Source organism: Bacillus sp. AFS077874 (assembly GCF_002566505.1).
In the GTDB taxonomy this organism is placed as follows: Bacteria; Bacillota; Bacilli; order Bacillales; family Bacillaceae_G; genus Gottfriedia.
Genome location: NZ_NUYF01000056.1, coordinates 1 through 17,217 on the forward strand (window position 1 = coordinate 1; position 17,217 = coordinate 17,217).

The following is a 17,217-nucleotide window of genomic DNA, read 5'->3' on the forward strand; positions in this document are numbered from 1 at the left end:
AAATTATCACAAAATAAGAAAAAATAATTTCCAAATCATATATGATGCTGTAATATCGATAAGGGCACCTTAAAAAAAGAAAGGGTGCATAAATGTGTATGGTATTTTTCATTACGAAGTATTTTTAATAACAGGAATTTTGTTAAATTTAATTCCTGGTACAGATACGATGTATATCGTAGGTCGAAGTATTTCTCAAGGGAGAAAAGCTGGAGTATTTTCGGTTTTAGGAATCATTTCAGGCTCATTAATTCATACGCTTTTCGTTGCGTTTGGATTATCCCTTATACTATTAAAATCTGTTTTCTTATTTAATACGATTAAGATTTTAGGTGTTATCTATTTGTTATACTTAGGGATACGTATGCTACTAGATAAATCAAATGCTGCGTTTCAAGCTACTGAAGTCGATAAATTAAATATTCGCAAAGTATATGTGCAAGGTATTTTAACGAGCCTAACAAATCCCAAAGTATCTTTATTTTTTCTTTCGTTCCTTCCACAATTTATCGATACAAAGGCTTCTGGACCGATTCCTTTTCTGATCTTAGGACTGACTTTTACAGCAACAGGGTTGTTATGGTGTTTATTTGTTGCGTATTTTTCTTCTTATGTAACTAAGAAACTAAGAGGAAATCAGAAAGTTGGAATGGTTTTAAACAAAGTAACTGGAATCATCTTTATTGGTATGGGGATTAAGCTACTACAAATAAAATCTCCTAACTAAACTTATCAAAAATCTGATGCCCCCTAAAATAAATGAATTTATGTTGAATAAAATTATTAAGAATCCCTTCAGAAACGATATCTGAAGGGATTTATATATATTTGTTATACAACTAACGCATGCTTTAGTTCAATAAGAATTTGATGAAAATTTGACTTTATTTTCTTCATAAACTGCACAAAAATAAGGCTTTTTAAAAAGTTGAGGTGCATTTTCAGGTAACTTTAAATAATACTCCAACCACTTAATAAACTCAGGGTAAACAGTCTTTATCATTACTTCCCTTGCTTCATGTACATCTTTATTGTCTAAAGCTCCTGCTCTAATATATAAACGACTATATGGAACATTTGAATTAGGTAACCAATAATGGACTTCTAAAATATTTCCAATCTTTTGTGGTAGCCAATATTCCAAATCAACATGAATTGTGCACTTATTTTCTTTCAATACTTCTTCTAATTGACTCGTCTTCAAAATGTATTTATAGTTTTTGGGAATTTTTGGTTTAGAGATTGAATTTATCATCTAATTATCTCCTTCCAACAAAAAAGTCGTGTTTGTGAATCATGATCTTATTCAACTAAAGCATGCGTTAGTTCTATAAGAAATCTTTTTATCTTGATTCCATTCTTCCTTTGAATGTTTAATAGTATGGAAATTCACCCTAATATAAGTCAGTAGTTTCTTTTCTCAAATTATAGGGAGCTACTGTACCTTTAAAAGAAGGTTGTATGAGTATTGGTTCTTCTCGGTTCTTTATAAAAAATTGTAAATAACCTATATACCAAGGTTGCTTATAAAAAAAGAAACCTCTTAATCGAACGGTTTCTTTTACAATGCTTAGTTTGAATTCAAAGTTTGTTATAAATCACTCCCTGTTTTTACTAATACTTCGGTTCTTTAATACTTTCTTTTCTTTGTATTCAAAAAAATAAACAGTAACTACTACAATTACAATTATAATGATTGGGGAGGAAAATAATAAGATCCCTAGAAAACAAATTGCAAGAATTCCTGAGCCTATTTTTAAATAAATTGAGTTGAATAAACTGATACATGCTAATACGCCTAATAGTGCATTACATAAGAAGAAGGCATTAGCAACTGATACTAATTGCTGAATACTAACGATATCCAAAAAGAAAAGAATGAATACAACTGCGTGTATACAAAACAAACTTAGCAATGCACGTGACGCAACATTATTTTTATTTTTAAATGATAACCATGTTGGTAATAATCCATTTTTTGCTTGATCTGAAACTAGCCTAGAAACTGCTCCAATTACTAACAGAACTGTACTAATACATAAGACAATTGTAATGGTCGATATAATTGGAGTTGCCCATCGACCAAATAAACTTTGAAGTAATGGAGCTAATGATTGATCAGATGAAATCGAATCTTTTGAATGTACCCACTGGAATGCCAGAGCTACCGTCAGACTTACAAGAGCAATCACTGAAAAACTTAATGCTACAGCTTTTGGAATTGTCTTTTTAGGTGACTTTACTTCTAATGAGTAACTGCCAATTACTTCCCACCCAGTTAATGCCCAAAACAACAATAATAAACTTTGGCCAAAATCATTCACAGTAATTGAATTGGATAAAGATATATTGCCATCAACTGTAAATAATGTATGAAAGCTACCTACAAGTAGAGTTACTACTATAATACTGGACATAACAAATGCAAGTTTTCCTACAACTGCAATATTCCTAGTTAAGATCAAATACACAAAACATAGTAAGCCGATTGCTAGCCATTTTTCATTAAAAAGAGTTTGTGTTGTTAAAAGTTGTAAATAATGTCCCGCTGTCCCTAACACTGCAATAGGACCAAAACAAACTGCTAGTAAAAAGAATATTGCCGAAAGATTTTTAATATGAGTTCCAAAAGCACGCTCTACTGCTAAAGGTACACCTGAATCACCCGGAATCATCAAACTTAATTTCCCTAACATATTTGCAAATAACATACTTAACCCAAGCATAAGTATCCAAGCAAAAATTGCATAATTTCCAGCTGTTTCAAATACAGCAGGAGGTAATATGATAATTCCTGAACCTAATATTGGACCGATCATTAGCCCACTTAGCAATAAATATCCTATTTTCCGATTCTCCATAAAATCACCTCAAAATTTTTATTGAAAGAAATTGTAATCTCGTATAATTTAATTATATGTAATGACATATAATCGGTAAAATGAATATATACGATATTATCAATCGGAATTTTCGATAGTAGGAGGTAATTATGGAAATACGCCATTTGATTACATTTAAATCAATCGTAGACTTGGGTGGTTTTTCAAAAGCTGCAGTCCATTTGGGGTATGCTCAGTCTACCGTTACAGCACATATCCAAGCACTTGAACAAGAATTAGGTGTCCCATTGTTTGATCGAATCGGTAAAAAGGTTCAATTAACCGAAGTTGGTGGTCATTTTCTTACCCATGCAATTGATATGATTCAACTCTATACAAAAGCAAAAGACGTGTTTCGAATGGATAAAGAAATACCCACAACTCTTAGGATCGGCGCTCCTGAATCCCTTACAATATATCGCCTACCATTTATCATTCAATCCTTTCGGAAGCTTTATCCAACCGTAAATATTATTATGAAATCAGGGTTATGCTGGGAATTACAGGATGAGCTTCGCAGAGGTGATCTGGATATCGCTTTCTTCTTGCAAGCACCATTATCAGATCCCGATTTTCATATGGAAACTCTTGTTGAAGAAAAACTTGTCATCTTGTTACCTCCAGATTCGGAAACATATCGAACTCTGACTCAGTTTTCGTTATATGAAAACGAAAATATACTATTGACTGAACAAGGAAGCTATCGAGACTATTTTGAGGCATTCTTAAGAAGTAAAGGGATTGCCACTGAATCCGGAATCGAATTTTGGAGTGTCGAAGCAATAAAGCAATGTGTCATGTGTGGACTTGGTATTTCAATGCTACCGCTGATGACAGTAAATAATGAAATCGAACAACAAAATATGCGCTCAATTGAATGGGATACTAGCTTAGGAAGTGTATTTACAATCATGGCATGGCATAAAAATAGATGGCAATCTCATGCCACAAGAAAATTTATAGAAATAGTAGAAGTACATGCGAAAGGTTGGAGATAAAAGTAAAATAAGCACAACTAGTTTGAACAGTAACTTAAATAGTTGATACAACTAATAATTAAGCTGCTGTTAAATATTACACTAGTTTGTGCTTTTTCTGATTCTCAACTAAAAGAATATTCTAAAAAAGGATTTATTAAAACAATCTAACTGTAAAGAAGATAGTTGAAATAGAAGGTGTAAGACTCCATAGGAGTAGCGTTAAGGGTGGGATTCCGCAGGCGAGAAGACACTAAAGGATGCTCAGGAAAACGAGCATCCTGATTAAACTAACCGCTTATTTTAAAATAAATAGCAACGATTTTTATGAAAACAAAACAACAAGCGAGATGAATGCAGTGATTGATGCTGCAAAAGCAACGATCACGAAAAATGAAGAAGCATTTAAAGAATACCATTGATCTTTCTACACAAAAGCGCTCGTTAGTTCAATAAGTAGCAAAATAACTACTCATTTACTTTTTTAATATATTTCACCATTAAAATATTAAAATAAACTTCTGTTCCTACTGAAGTAAATAAATCGAACCAGTTGGTCTCATCTAATAAAATTGAAGGATAAAAAATTGGGAGAACCAAATATCCTACTATAGTTATAATCAAAAAAAGAACAAAAAAACGAAGTGTGATTGGGAGATATAAACTAAAGTAACGAAATCCAAATTCTTTCCCATCTCCTCGTTTATTTAATATGTATGCTATATAAATTCCAACTAAATTTATAACCAAATAACTAATCATATCAATAATATCTAAGCGATTGAAAGATTCAGTCATCATTAATATCGGATCTGCTAGTAATGCTAATGCAAATAAAGAAATACCTATTGCTTTATATTGTTTTTGTGACTTACTAGACAGACTCCCTTTTTTTAAAGCTTGAACAAGTCCCTTTATATTCCAAATGTACATATGTTAACTCCTTAATGATTTACAAGATAATAGCTATTGAACTAAAGCTCTCGTTAGTTGCATAAGGATTTTAATGAAATGGTTCAATAAATAACATACAACCAATAAAATCTTTTACTGTTTCAGTCAATTTATTTACTACCTTTCACTAGTAGAATTCCTTTTACTAAATTTAAAAATAACTTCAAAAATAACAAAATAAAGTGCAGGGTAAATAATCATTAACCATGCAAGATAATTTTGAGATATAGTATGAAAAAGCAAATAAACAAGTATTCCAAAAATCGTAAATGCACATAAAAATCTAACCACCATTTATTCACCGTTATCTTTCTTCGATTTCCGCTATTAATAAATAACTTAACTAATGACTTTATTCTTATGCTTTTTCCTTAAAAATTCAACTAAAGCTAAAATTGATAGTCCTATTATTACTGTTACCATATGGAAAACCCATTTCTTGTCATCGGGAATATTGGCTTTTATAATTCCAAAACCTGCAATAAATGAATTTGCTCCAATAAAATAGTTCATTCCATGACCAATTAATATGTACTTTCTATAAAAATGAAATGCTGCAAACATAAACAATACAAAAAATAATATATCAAAAATCACATTTTTTCTCCCTAAATAGTTTTAATAGTTGAATTTTATCATACTAATTCCTTGCTTTTTGTTTGAAAAAATTACCATGTCTAATACAACTAAACTGCCAGTTAGCACAACAAAAAATGGACTACGGAAGCAGCCCATCGTTGTTGAACTAACGCTCTCGTTAGTTGTACAAGCTAATCATAAATTCGTTTAAGTGAACTGAAATAAATTCCCTAAAGTAAGTACAATGAGTAACAATATCAGCTACCCTTCGATCAATACTTAACTGGTATTGTTTTGCTATAATTAGTGTTCTTAAATTGCTATAATCCTCTGTGATTTGCCCCCAAACCATCTTACTTGGGGTAACTACGAGAACCTTTTTTGCTCCCAATACATATGGTGCCATCATTAACACAGAAGTTTTGACTGAACCTGTGGGTATGACAACAATTGCTGTATTAGAATCATTAATTGTAAGGAATGCACAAATTGAATAAATTTCTCCAATTTGTGCATTCCTTAGCCCTGGTTCATTGCTTGATTCTTTAGGCTAACTAATATACTTATAAACTTCTTCAAAATAAAAATCAGTCATATTCAGATTATCAAAATTTCACATAATTTTCCTTCACCATACCTACAGTTAATTGACTCCCAATTCAAAGAATTTCTCCCTATTATTATACAAAATATTTAAAATTAATTATCTATTCAATAAAATTGAACTACTCAAGAGCCAAACTATACTTTTGGTGTAGAAAAAAACAACTTTTCTTTAATAAAATATTTTAATTATTACACTTTATTAATTTTTTTTTTCAAGACTCCAATAATTAATAAAAAGCGAAAGAGATAGACTAAATCCTCCCTCTTTCGCTTTATATTTTCTACTTATTTAACATATCTTTTATTACATTTAATTTAAAAATCTCGATAGTACACTCTGAAATATTGTTTATCATCACTTGGGATATGGTTCTTCGTATCATTTTAACCTGAAATTTAAATCATAAAAATAAATTAAGGCTTTTAAGTGCGATTACTGTCAATTGCTCCATGCTAGAGAAACGAATACTGAAATGTCTTAGGATTCATGTACCTAAAAAAGAGTATAGATCCAATCCAATCTGGATAAAATCCTACTCAAATTAAATGCATTTTTTGCAATCTTCGACCAGTTTTTGCCTTTCACCCTACTAAGCAATGTTTGATAAAATTCACTGAGGACGTTTAAAAAAATAATTTAGACTATTGCTTTGCAATGGAATAAAACATTGCACTCTATTCTAAATTACTATGCAATTTAAAAGCCTTGCTATTATCCATATCATTAAGTCTACCAAAAAGTAAACATACCACATCAAATACAATATGAGAGCATTGGTCAAATAAAGAACCTAGCGGTTGAATTGTTCTCAACTCGTTCTCCCGTCGGTATTTGGTTGCGGCTGGTACATGTAGAATTTCAGTTGCAGCGGCTGCTAATGGTGATTCCGGATTCGTTGTTACTGCAATAATTGAGCAGCCAAGAGATTTTGTTTTTTCTGCCGTCCAAACCACATTTTTTGTTGTTCCAGAGCCAGAAATAGCCACTAACAAATCTCCCTCTGCAATGGAAGGGGTAATGGTTTCTCCGACCACATAGACAGTTGCACCCAAATGCATTAGTCTCATCGCAAACGATTTTGCCATAAATCCGGAACGGCCCTCACCAATCACAAAAATCCTTTTTGCTTTTTGCAATTGAACCGCTAATCCCTGAAGCTGATCCTCTGCTACTTGACCAAGAACAGTTTCAATTTCTTTTAAAATAGTTGATACAACTGTCATATTCTATTCACCCTTTGCCTGTAAAATTAGTTGTTTAAATTTTTTTGAAGCATCTGATGGATTGTTAGCTTTAGTGATGGCAGAACCTACAATGACAACATCTGGATTTACCTTCTCTATCAAACTGCCAATTGAATCAAACGTTATTCCGCCCGCTACAGCGAGTTGAATTGATTGCTCGTCCCCAATCCTTGTTCCAATATTTCGATTACCTGATTCTTCTTGTTGATCTTTGCTGACATGATCACAAAAAATAGCTTCGTTATATTTTAACAATGAATTTTTTTGTTCATCGGTGGTATTTAATAAGTCAATCATTACCTTTTTATTGTAGCGCTTTGCAACTTCCATACAAGCATCGATTGTCACTAAAGGCGATACCCCCATGACAGTGGCTACATCTGCCCCAGCTTGAAAACAAAGTTCAAATTCATAGCGGGCATTGTCAATCGTTTTTATATCTGCAACAATTGTTTTAGTTGGAAATGCTTGTTTGATCTCTGTAACACTAGCCATACCAAATTCTTTTATTAAAGAGGTTCCAACTTCAATCCAATCGATGTGTGGCTCTACTTCTTTTGATAATTGAATAGCTTCCGCTATTCCCATTCGGTCCAATGCTAATTGTATGTTCATGATTTATCTCCTTTTTAGTTAATATACCGATTTACTAAACCGGTTTATTAATGGATTATACTTCATTTGAAAGCGTTTTTCAATAATTAGAAACTATTTAAGAAACTCGACAAAAAACTCTGCTTTCTGGGGCATGACAGGCATAGCCCCCTACACCATTCGGCTTGGAAAAATAAGCTCTAAAGGTTCTAAGTCAGTTTTGTTTATTTGCTCAAACAATAATTCCGCTGCCTTTTCTCCCATCTCAGCTGCGGGCTGAATTATAATAGAAAGGGGAAATTCTAGTAATTGAGCGAACGGAATATTATCGAATACAACTAATTCTAGTTCCTTGCCCAACTTGATCTTCTTTTCTTTTAAAAATTTCATAACCATCAAAAAAACACGATCATTTGCTGCAATTAAGACTGTCGGCTTTTTCTCAGATGAAAAAAGTTTCTCTAGTTTACTTTTCATTTCCGTTAAACTAGCTTCAATAATGAAATCTAAATTTGGCTTTATACCTGCATCGAACAAAGCTTTCTTATATCCCTCTAATCTGTCGATTCGCGGACTAATCGTAAGTGGTTGCACCACAAAGGCGATGTTCTGATGGCCCTTTTCAATAAATTTCTTCACTGCTTTATAAGTGGACTCTTGATTGTCTGTAAGTACAGAAAAAACATTAGGATTCTCTATTCTCCTGTCCATAAACACAACAGGATAGCCTGTCTTATTCATATTCTCATATAACGCGTTATTATGTCCGGTTGGGAAAATAATGAGTCCATCCACCTGCTTTGCTCTTAACATTTCAATATATCGTTTCTCTTTTTCGGGATCATCATCAGCGTTACATACGATGGCATGCAAATCATGTTTATGGCAGAAGTCCTCAATCGCACGGATAACCTCCGCTGAAAAGTAATGGATACTATTAGCTACTATAATTCCCACCATAGAAGTACGTTTTTGCTTCAGACTTCTGGCAATATAGTTTGGCTGATAACCAAGTTGTTTAATCGTTTCTTCTATTTTAAGCTTTGTTTTTTCTCCCATATATTCATACTTTTTATTTAAAAACTGAGACACCGTGCTTTTCGAAACACCTGCTGCTTTTGCAACATCGGTAATGGTTATTTTTTCCATAATCATTTTCCTCTTTCAACTTTCTATGGTGCCTTCATTTTACCGAAAGATCTAGTCATTTTCCAGCTAATAAATTTTAAAAGTTACTGGTCTTAAGGACAAGATAACTGACAACTATTGAATTGACTAATAATCTTTTTATTATCTACATTATATTTCCGTCATGTTCCAAATTTGAGTATTTACGTGTCACTTAAACAGTACTGACTTACCCTAATATGATTCCCAACTCACAATTATATAGTATCCACAAAAAATAAAGAAAAGATGACAGTTGCTTGCATGACACAAAAACAAAGTGTCATACCAGCTTCCGCCACCTTCCTTACATGTGAACCAACCCTTTTCTTGCGAAAAGAACCTCTTCCATTAGACCCTTTGCATTTTGGGTTACTTTTAATAAATATTGATCAGTTAATTGTCGTTTCGGATCAACCAAAGAACTACCCACTCCAACTGCAACGGCGCCTGCTCGGATATAATCTTTTGCATTTTGCAAGTTAATGCCTCCTGTTGGAATGAGTGGAACATAAGGCAGTGGTCCGGCTATATTTTTAAAATAGTCAGGTCCTACACTACCGGCTGGAAATACTTTAATTACATCAGCACCATGTTCATAGGCAGTAAGTATTTCAGTTGGTGTAAATGCGCCCGGAACACTGATTACTCCATAACGTTTTGTCATTTGGATTGTATCTTTATTTAAAGTCGGTGAAAAAATAAATTTAGAACCGGCCATGATAGCAGCACGAGCAGTCTCCGCATCCAAAACCGTTCCAGCACCTACCAATATGTCATCCCCGAAGACACTTGACAATTTTTCAATAATCGCTAGCGCTTTCGGTGTTTCCATCGTGATTTCAAGGGTAGTGACCCCACCTTTTTTCAACGCTTCAGCCATCGGTATAATAGTTTCCAAAGTGGCACCACGAACTACTGCGACAACAGCTCGTTTTTTTATTTCTTCTACACCCATTTTAAAGACTCCCTTTTTAATAGATCACCAGCCTTAGAAAAAATCTAAAGCTGGTGATATTTTTTTATGCACTCACATTGAAATGTGATGGTTTACTGTCTTTTTTCGTAGCCTTTACCGCCCAGATTGTTAAAAGGGCTGATAAAAATAGCGAACCTGCCATAAAGATGTAGGAAGCACCAAATCCTCCTGTACGTCCATTTAAATAACCAACAATATATGAACCGACAAATGAACCTAATGCACCCATACTGTTAATAAGAGCCATCGCTCCTCCAGCCACATTTCGTGGTAAAATTTCTGGTATAATCGCAAAGAACGGACCGTATGGAGCATACATTGCACCACCGGCAATCACTAACAAGGTAAAGGAAAGCCAGAAATGATTTGCTCCAATTGCATAAGAGACATAAAAGGCAACCGCTCCAATTAATAGGAATGGCCAAACAAAGGCGCCACGATTTAAGGTTTTGTCAGAGAAATAAGATGAAACCAGCATTAAAATAACCGCTAAACCATAAGGTACAGACGACAACCAGCCAGTGCTGACAATATTCATATTAGGTGCCGCTTTAATAATGGTTGGAAGCCACATTACAAATCCGTAAACCCCAATGCTCCATAGAAAATACTGGGCACTTAATAAAATAACAGGTTTTGATCTAAATGCTTCTCTATAATTTTTAACTACTTTTAATCCTTCTTGTTCTTTTTCTAGTTGTATTTCAAAATCTGTTTTTTCTTGATCTGTTAACCATTTTGCGTCCTTAGGTTTATCATCAACCAATTTCCACCAAATGAATGCCCAAATAATCGCTGGAATACCTTCAATAATAAACATCCATCTCCAGCCAAAAGAATTAAGAAGATAACCTGAGACAATTGACATCCATAATACAGTTGCCGGGTTTCCTAAAATTAAGAACGTGTTAGCACGTGAACGTTCTGATTTCGTAAACCAGTGGCTTAAGAAAACTAGCATCGATGGCATAACTGCACTTTCTACTACTCCAAGAGCAAAGCGAATCACAAACAACAATTTAATATTGGTAATAAAACCTGTTGCTGAGGCTAATGCACCCCATAAAATCAATGACCAAAAAATCAGCTTTTTAGCGCTATTTCTTTCGGCATAGCTGGCACCAGGTACTTGGAAAAAGAAATAACCTAAAAAGAAAAGCGAACCAAGTAATGATGAAGTACTTGGTGTAATATGAAGGTCCTTCGCGAGCCCCATTGCTGCCCCGAACCCATAATTAGCACGGTCGAGATAGGCAAGACTGTAAGTGATGAACGCAATTGGAATAAGGCGCAACCATCTTTGTTTTGCAATACTTTGTTTCATTTTAATTCACTCCTTTTAAATTATTTTCTATAAATTGTAGTAATTTTACTTTGGTTGGATATCCATCGTTGTCCCCAGGCGCTTGAACGGATAAAGCTCCGATTGCGTTTCCTCTTAATACTGCTTCATAGATGGAAGGGTTTTCAATTAATCCGCTAATGAGGCCAACAGCAAAGCCATCGCCCGCACCCACTGTATCGATGACTTCTTCCACTTTAAAACCTGGAACTGTTCCTTCTTCGTTTAATGTTTTATAGAATGCCCCTTCTTCACCAAGCTTTATTACTACAAGCTTGACACCTTTTTGTAAGTAAAAAGAAGCAATATCGGCTGGATTTTTAAAACCTGTTAATCTTTCTCCCTCCGAAATTCCTGGTAAAACATAATCAGCTTGAAAGGCAACAGCATTGATTTGTTCCACCATTTCTTCTTGTGATGCCCAAAGAGATGGGCGTAAATTTGGATCGAATGAAACGGTCCTCCCATTCTTTTTCATAAATGATAAAGCATGTTTAGCATAATCTCTTGCTTGTTGGGAAATGGCTAAAGGTATCCCCGTCATATGCAGGTGAGTCGCTGTCTTATAATACTCTTCATTGAAATCCTCTATTTGGAAATGACTTGCTGCAGACCCTTTTCGGAAATATTGAACTTCTGGATCCCCTTCGGTTACTTTCGATTTCAATTGGAATCCCGTCGGGTTCAGATCATCTATTAACACGCTACTAATGTCAACGCTTTCATTTTTAAGCCGTTGGATAATGAATTTACCAAAAGCATCCTTCCCTACTTTGCTAGCCCAGCCGGAACGAAGTCCAAGCCTAGCAAGTCCGATGGCAACATTAGTTTCAGCACCTGCAAGTTCTAGGCTGTATTGATTAATTTCATGTAAGAAACCAGGTTTGTCGGCAATAAACATCGCCATAGCTTCACCAAAGGTAATTACATCTAATTGTCGCATGATAAAGCCCCACTTTCTGTTGCTAATTCAGTAACAAAATAAATATATTCTTTTGTTTTCTCTTTCGGTTCAATTGGAAATTCAAGCGCCTTAACGATATCAACTGGAAAACTCTTCATAACTTTCATCCAGCTAAGATTTCCTTCCGTTTGCACCGGTAAGGTTTGTAGACTGCCATCATGTTCTTCTACCTGTTTTAAATGAAGATAAATTACATATGGAGCAAGTTTACTTAATGCCTCCTCAACATCCTGACCACAAAAATACCAGTTTCCGGCATCAAATGTCATTTTAACAGGAATATCGAGTTCGGTAACGCTTTCAAAAAAAGATGTTAAAGAATGAACGTTCCCGCCATAATATGTTTGGTCGTTTTCGATCAGCAACTGGACATCTTGGTGATGGTTGAGGAAATTTTTTAATTCTAGGACATCTGAAACATCCTTATTAAAATGACCCAAGGATATCTTTATCCATTTTGCTCCAAGTACCCTTCCTTCATCGAAAACTTGCATTAAGTGCTCTTCATTTAATTGGTAATCTTCTTTCCAGCATTCAATCGGAACAGAGTAGATAGTGAAAAGCCCAAATTGATCAATTTTTCGTCTAATTATATCAAGCTGTGGGTTCTCTACTGGCAATAATTCATGACGAATCTCCACTCCAAAAGCACCAGACTGAGCAATTAGCTCAACAAATGATGAATGCCCTTTCTCTAATACTTCGATTCTGTCAAAAGCATTTAACGGGACAATTACATTTTTCATTGCGAAGACCCTTTCTATCAAGTTATTTAATAAAACATTTGGAGTGAATCGATTTAGTAAATCGTTTTAGTAAACCGTTTTAGTAAATCGATTTACTTGTATTATAAGCCCTTCATAATTTTTTATCAATAAAGATTTTTCAGTTAATATTTGGTAATTATGGACAAAACTCCTACACTTTCCACAAACAATGTCAGGCACCTATTATGAGGGCTTTATTAAATGAGAAAGCATGTTCTAAGTTAGTGACTACACATTATAAAAAAATACCCATTCTTAATGGTCTTAGGAACGGGTATTTTTTTATTTCTTTAATAAAGTAGCTAGTTGATAATCTTTTATATGTATCAATTTTCATTTAACAAATGCATTTCTATCTGAATGTAATCTTTGAAACCTATTTTTTTTATATACCGGCAGGTAATAAACATATTTTTAACTAATCAAGGATTCATTCAAAGGAGTAAGAGACACCAGATTGTTTGCTAACCTCATCCATAACTTCAAGACATCAACGGACAATTGTAAAGTATGATTCTTGCTTTTATTTAGAACACTCGCTTCGTTCTCCTTTAATGGTAGTTGGTTGAACAGAAGCATCCCCCAAGATTTACCAAAGGGTAATCGTACCACTAGCACCACCTGCTACTTATTTGCTGAATATACTAGTTGGAATTGACCAGAATACGACACCAACCGACTTGGCAAAAATCCAGCGCTAATTAGGAAAATATACGAAATCCGTATATGTTGATGTTTGCTACAATAGCGTTTATTCTAACTGGACCATTTTCCGGCTTTTATCAATTTAATAAAGTATTTTAACCTAAAATATTTTGATATGAATATAGGCTCTTTATTCTTTATTGAATTTTTTACAAATGCATTTTATAAAAGTCTTTCTCTTTTTAAATCTCACAATTCCAGTTAATCAAGTTAAACATAAAACACCTCTCCCTTTTACCTACATATCTTATCTTTTCCCTTCTGATATACAAAATTTGTATCACCTCTAATTATAGAGGTTTCTTTAAAAACGCCTCTATTTATGATAGGTTTCCCCTCTATTAATACTAAACTACATCCTTTACAATATGACTATCCTGTCATTTACTCCAATAAAAAAGAGTACCAAAAAGGTACTCGTGGTATTGAACTATCGCGTGCGTTAGTTGCATAAAGTGCCTAAAGTTTTTCGATTGAAAAAACCAAGTCATCAAAATTAGTTTCAAAACCAAAGTCATTACAGTTATAAATAAAATTACCTTCTTTCTCTTCAACAATCATCCCCGATGAGTATGACTGCGACTGCCTTCCATCGCCTTTATCCCAGATATTATATAAACTTAGATATCCATTTTTCGAATGACATTTGCAAATAATCTCCTTAGGAGAAGTGTCTTCCCATAAATTAATACTCGGATAGATTTCTTCACTAAGTGCTGGTATTTCAATACCCACATCTGTTTTTAGCCATATTCCTTGCCTATGGAATGAACCTTTATTAATAAATTTAATCTTTATTAATTGTTGATCTTTTATTGGCTGTACTTCCCACTTAATAACGTTGTTCAATCCCTTTTCAGAAAATGACTTACTATAAATTCGCTCAATCCCATTGTCCATTTCTCTTCTCCAATTCGAGTATGTTTATATGTATTTTACACCATAAATTTACAATTTCCTTATTAAACTAAACTGCCATTTAGTTCCACAAAAAAAATCGGCTAAAGAGCCGATCATGTTGTTCAACTAAAGCATGCGTTAGTTGAATAAGGGAATTAGTCTTCCCAAACAGTTAAGCCATTTAAAAATATTTCAAAGTTGGGAGCTAAATTAATAATCTGTTCTTCATCTACATCAATGAATATAACAGGTGGTTCTTCAATTGTATTTCTGTAATCAAGAGCAATCCACGAATGTCCATCTCCAGAGATTAGAACAATATTATTCGGTAATCCCCATTCTTGAATTAGATACTCGCTTTCTAAAATACCTTTTTCTTCCCCGATTCCTAAAATATGATCCACATTTATATGGTCATCAGCCCAAGATGTTGGAACCTCAGAAGGAAACGAATCAAATTTAATATTTCCTCCATTTTGTTCTTTGAGGATTTTTATGTAAGTGCTTGGTAACTTTATTTTAAGTTTTTCTTCTGCTTTTTTAATAATCTCAACAGTTACTGGTTCTAACTTGTAATAGTCGTTGTTCTCTTGCCAAATGCTGTTCCCTATTTTCCTCACCCCATAAAATTTCTTATTAGATTTATCTATATTTTAATTTTATTGTCCATTAATTGTAAATCCTTATTGAACTAATCTGCCATTTAGTCCAATAAAAAAGACGACCGAAGTAGTCGATCGTTGTTCAACTAAAGCATGCGTTAGTTGCGTGATAATCACAGCTCGATAAATCTAATAACAGCAAAATCTTTGCCAATTTCAGCTTTTACTTTCTCCGTTAATTCCTTTCCTAGCTTATTATTTCCTTAACTCATAAAAATCAAAAAGTGCTTGTCCAGACCAATTTGCAAACATCATGAACTTGGAAAATCATTTAACCATAGTAAGCGTCATATTTTGGATAGCAAAATACTGAAAGATAAGAAGAGGTAAAACAGTGACATAACCATGCTTGGGAACAACTGTTGAATAGTTTAAAGTCTAATTTAGAATCCGCTTCAGCTATTTCCAAAAAAGATTCAAATTTAACAATAATTTAGACCAATGAGATTCACCTATCACTTAGATATGTTTACCAAAACAACTTAAAAACTTACCCGCCCCTACACTAATTGCATGGGGAAAAAATGATATGTTTTTTGGCCTGGATGGAGCACATGCCTTTCAAAAAGATCTAAAGGATATTGAATTGCATTTATTAGATACTGGTCACTTTCCTTTAGAAGAAAAGTTAGAAACAAGTGTAGACTTAATTAAAACTTTTTTAACGAAGTGCTTAAAGTAAGGTAGTTATAGGAAAATAAAAGTCGATTTTCATAAATTTGAAAATCGACTTTTTAATTTATATGATTTGAAACATTACAATTATAATATTAGAAGAAAATAATTTCATATATACAACTAAATTGTTCCGTGAATATTAAAGTTAATAAGCATAATAATAGACCAGCAATTGCATTAATTAAACAATTTTTTATCCATTTATTAACTGAATAATTGTTTCACGATCTGGAAGGGAAGAAATTGCACCTTTACTTGTTGTTGTAAGGGCTCCACTGGCATTTGCAAATGCAAGGAATTCTTGATAGTTTTTCTCAAATAATTCCACTAAATTAACCTGAGTTGCTTTCTTCTCAAGCAATTTGAATAAAATCCCCCCAATAAAAGCATCACCTGCACCAGTTGTATCTTGTACTTCAACTTTGAATCCTTTTGATTCAAAGTTTTTATCATTTAAGTAAAGCTCCGCACCCTTTGAACCTTTTGTATAAATAATAGCCTTTACCTCACCCCTAAATAAAGTAGAAATTGCTTCTTCTACATCTGTAATATCAGTTATGAATTCGAGTTCTTCATCAGAAATCTTTACAATATGACTCAGAGGAATAAAATCTAAAATAGTATTTTTACATGCCTCGGGGTTTTTCCAAAGAGGAAGACGTACATTTGGATCGAAGCTAACAATTCCACCTTTTGTAATAATTGATTTTATTGCTTTCATATGAGCTCGCTTCATCGGACTTTCAACTAAATCAACGGAACAGAAATGAAGAATATCGTTTTTTGTAAACCATTCATCTTTAACTTCTTCCTCAGTTAGTAATAGATCGGCAGAAGGATTTCTGTAAAATGAAAAGTCACGATCACCGTTTTCCCGAAGGGAAACAAAAGCTAAGCCAGTATTAGCATCAGTAGTTCTTAAAACTTTATCTGTCTTGACGCCAACGGCCGATAATTGATCACATATAAAGTCACCAAAAGCATCTTCTCCTATTTTTGTAATCATGGACGCGCTGCCACCGTACTTAGCTACTGCTGCAGCGACATTTGCAGGTGCGCCACCAGGTGCACGCTCAAAAGAAGTAACATCCTTTAAAGGTCTACCTTTCTGTAAAGGAATAAAATCAATTAATACTTCACCGATTGAATATAGTTGTCCCACTTTTCCACCTCATCACTTTTAAAGTCTCTACTTATCAGCATCAAATTTAACATG

18 protein-coding genes and 1 pseudogene are annotated in these 17,217 nt (G+C 33.7%); 4 read left to right on the forward strand and 15 right to left on the reverse strand.

From position 1 onward, the window contains the following. Positions 1–94 precede the first annotated feature (94 nt). Positions 95–727, forward strand: a complete 633-nt coding sequence (locus COJ46_RS22660; RefSeq protein ID WP_098566360.1) for a LysE family translocator — start codon at positions 95–97, stop codon at positions 725–727. 129 nt (positions 728–856) lie between these two features. On the opposite strand, the gene COJ46_RS22665 is transcribed toward COJ46_RS22660, so the two are convergent. Next, a complete protein-coding gene (locus tag COJ46_RS22665) occupies positions 857–1,255 on the reverse strand; it encodes a hypothetical protein (protein WP_097975200.1) in 399 nt (132 codons plus the stop codon). A gap of 343 nt (positions 1,256–1,598) precedes the next feature. Continuing rightward, positions 1,599–2,861 carry an APC family permease gene (locus COJ46_RS22670; RefSeq protein WP_098566361.1) on the reverse strand — a complete coding sequence of 421 codons (1,263 nt, stop codon included), beginning with the start codon at positions 2,859–2,861 and terminating at the stop codon, positions 1,599–1,601. A 131-nt stretch (positions 2,862–2,992) separates the two neighbouring features. Here COJ46_RS22670 and COJ46_RS22675 point away from each other — a divergent pair, with 131 nt between their 5' ends. Then, positions 2,993–3,880 carry a LysR family transcriptional regulator gene (locus tag COJ46_RS22675; protein WP_097975203.1) on the forward strand — a complete coding sequence of 296 codons (888 nt, stop codon included), beginning with the start codon at positions 2,993–2,995 and terminating at the stop codon, positions 3,878–3,880. A 239-nt stretch (positions 3,881–4,119) separates the two neighbouring features. Next, positions 4,120–4,281, forward strand: a complete 162-nt coding sequence (locus tag COJ46_RS24695) for a hypothetical protein (RefSeq protein WP_176527978.1) — start codon at positions 4,120–4,122, stop codon at positions 4,279–4,281. Positions 4,282–4,327: 46 nt separating this feature from the next. On the opposite strand, the gene COJ46_RS22680 is transcribed toward COJ46_RS24695, so the two are convergent. The 12 genes and pseudogenes from COJ46_RS22680 to COJ46_RS22735 all read right to left on the reverse strand — a co-directional run bounded on the left by COJ46_RS22680 (position 4,328) and on the right by COJ46_RS22735 (position 15,272). Further along, the gene (locus COJ46_RS22680) at positions 4,328–4,792 is read right to left on the reverse strand and encodes a hypothetical protein (RefSeq protein ID WP_097975204.1); all 465 of its coding nucleotides are present in this window, start codon (positions 4,790–4,792) and stop codon (positions 4,328–4,330) included. A 360-nt stretch (positions 4,793–5,152) separates the two neighbouring features. Further along, positions 5,153–5,410, reverse strand: coding sequence for a hypothetical protein (locus COJ46_RS22685; RefSeq protein ID WP_098566362.1), 258 nt, complete (start codon positions 5,408–5,410; stop codon positions 5,153–5,155). A 160-nt stretch (positions 5,411–5,570) separates the two neighbouring features. Then, a pseudogene (locus COJ46_RS25305) lies at positions 5,571–5,903 on the reverse strand (hypothetical protein); the annotation flags it as partial. 770 nt (positions 5,904–6,673) lie between these two features. Then, complete coding sequence (gene hxlB / locus COJ46_RS22690; protein WP_097975208.1) at positions 6,674–7,222, reverse strand: 6-phospho-3-hexuloisomerase; 549 nt, start codon at positions 7,220–7,222, stop codon at positions 6,674–6,676. 3 nt (positions 7,223–7,225) lie between these two features. Continuing rightward, positions 7,226–7,858 (reverse strand): 3-hexulose-6-phosphate synthase, encoded by a 633-nt coding sequence (gene hxlA, locus COJ46_RS22695; RefSeq protein ID WP_097975210.1) that lies wholly within the window; start codon positions 7,856–7,858, stop codon positions 7,226–7,228. Between the two features lie 150 nt (positions 7,859–8,008). After that, positions 8,009–8,986: a LacI family DNA-binding transcriptional regulator gene (locus COJ46_RS22700; protein ID WP_097975211.1), complete on the reverse strand. Its 978-nt coding sequence runs from the start codon at positions 8,984–8,986 to the stop codon at positions 8,009–8,011. Positions 8,987–9,311: 325 nt separating this feature from the next. Continuing rightward, on the reverse strand, positions 9,312–9,962 hold the full coding sequence (locus COJ46_RS22705) for a bifunctional 4-hydroxy-2-oxoglutarate aldolase/2-dehydro-3-deoxy-phosphogluconate aldolase (protein WP_097975213.1): 651 nt from the start codon (positions 9,960–9,962) through the stop codon (positions 9,312–9,314). 64 nt (positions 9,963–10,026) lie between these two features. After that, a complete protein-coding gene (locus tag COJ46_RS22710; RefSeq protein WP_097975215.1) occupies positions 10,027–11,307 on the reverse strand; it encodes an MFS transporter in 1,281 nt (426 codons plus the stop codon). Position 11,308: 1 nt separating this feature from the next. Then, positions 11,309–12,268: a sugar kinase gene (locus COJ46_RS22715; protein ID WP_097975217.1), complete on the reverse strand. Its 960-nt coding sequence runs from the start codon at positions 12,266–12,268 to the stop codon at positions 11,309–11,311. Then, a complete protein-coding gene (locus COJ46_RS22720) occupies positions 12,256–13,035 on the reverse strand; it encodes a sugar phosphate isomerase/epimerase family protein (protein ID WP_097975219.1) in 780 nt (259 codons plus the stop codon). The genes COJ46_RS22715 and COJ46_RS22720 overlap by 13 nt, the downstream gene beginning before the upstream one ends. A gap of 1,185 nt (positions 13,036–14,220) precedes the next feature. Next, complete coding sequence (locus tag COJ46_RS22730) at positions 14,221–14,661, reverse strand: hypothetical protein (RefSeq protein WP_097975223.1); 441 nt, start codon at positions 14,659–14,661, stop codon at positions 14,221–14,223. A gap of 155 nt (positions 14,662–14,816) precedes the next feature. Further along, entirely contained in the window at positions 14,817–15,272 is a 456-nt protein-coding gene (locus tag COJ46_RS22735) for an SMI1/KNR4 family protein (RefSeq protein ID WP_098566368.1), read from the reverse strand. A gap of 580 nt (positions 15,273–15,852) precedes the next feature. Here COJ46_RS22735 and COJ46_RS24810 point away from each other — a divergent pair. Next, entirely contained in the window at positions 15,853–16,005 is a 153-nt protein-coding gene (locus COJ46_RS24810; RefSeq protein WP_181869164.1) for an alpha/beta fold hydrolase family protein, read from the forward strand. A 189-nt stretch (positions 16,006–16,194) separates the two neighbouring features. Here the strand turns inward: COJ46_RS24810 and COJ46_RS22745 are convergent, their stop codons facing one another. Then, positions 16,195–17,163 (reverse strand): carbohydrate kinase family protein, encoded by a 969-nt coding sequence (locus COJ46_RS22745; RefSeq protein WP_098566363.1) that lies wholly within the window; start codon positions 17,161–17,163, stop codon positions 16,195–16,197. Positions 17,164–17,217 lie beyond the last annotated feature (54 nt).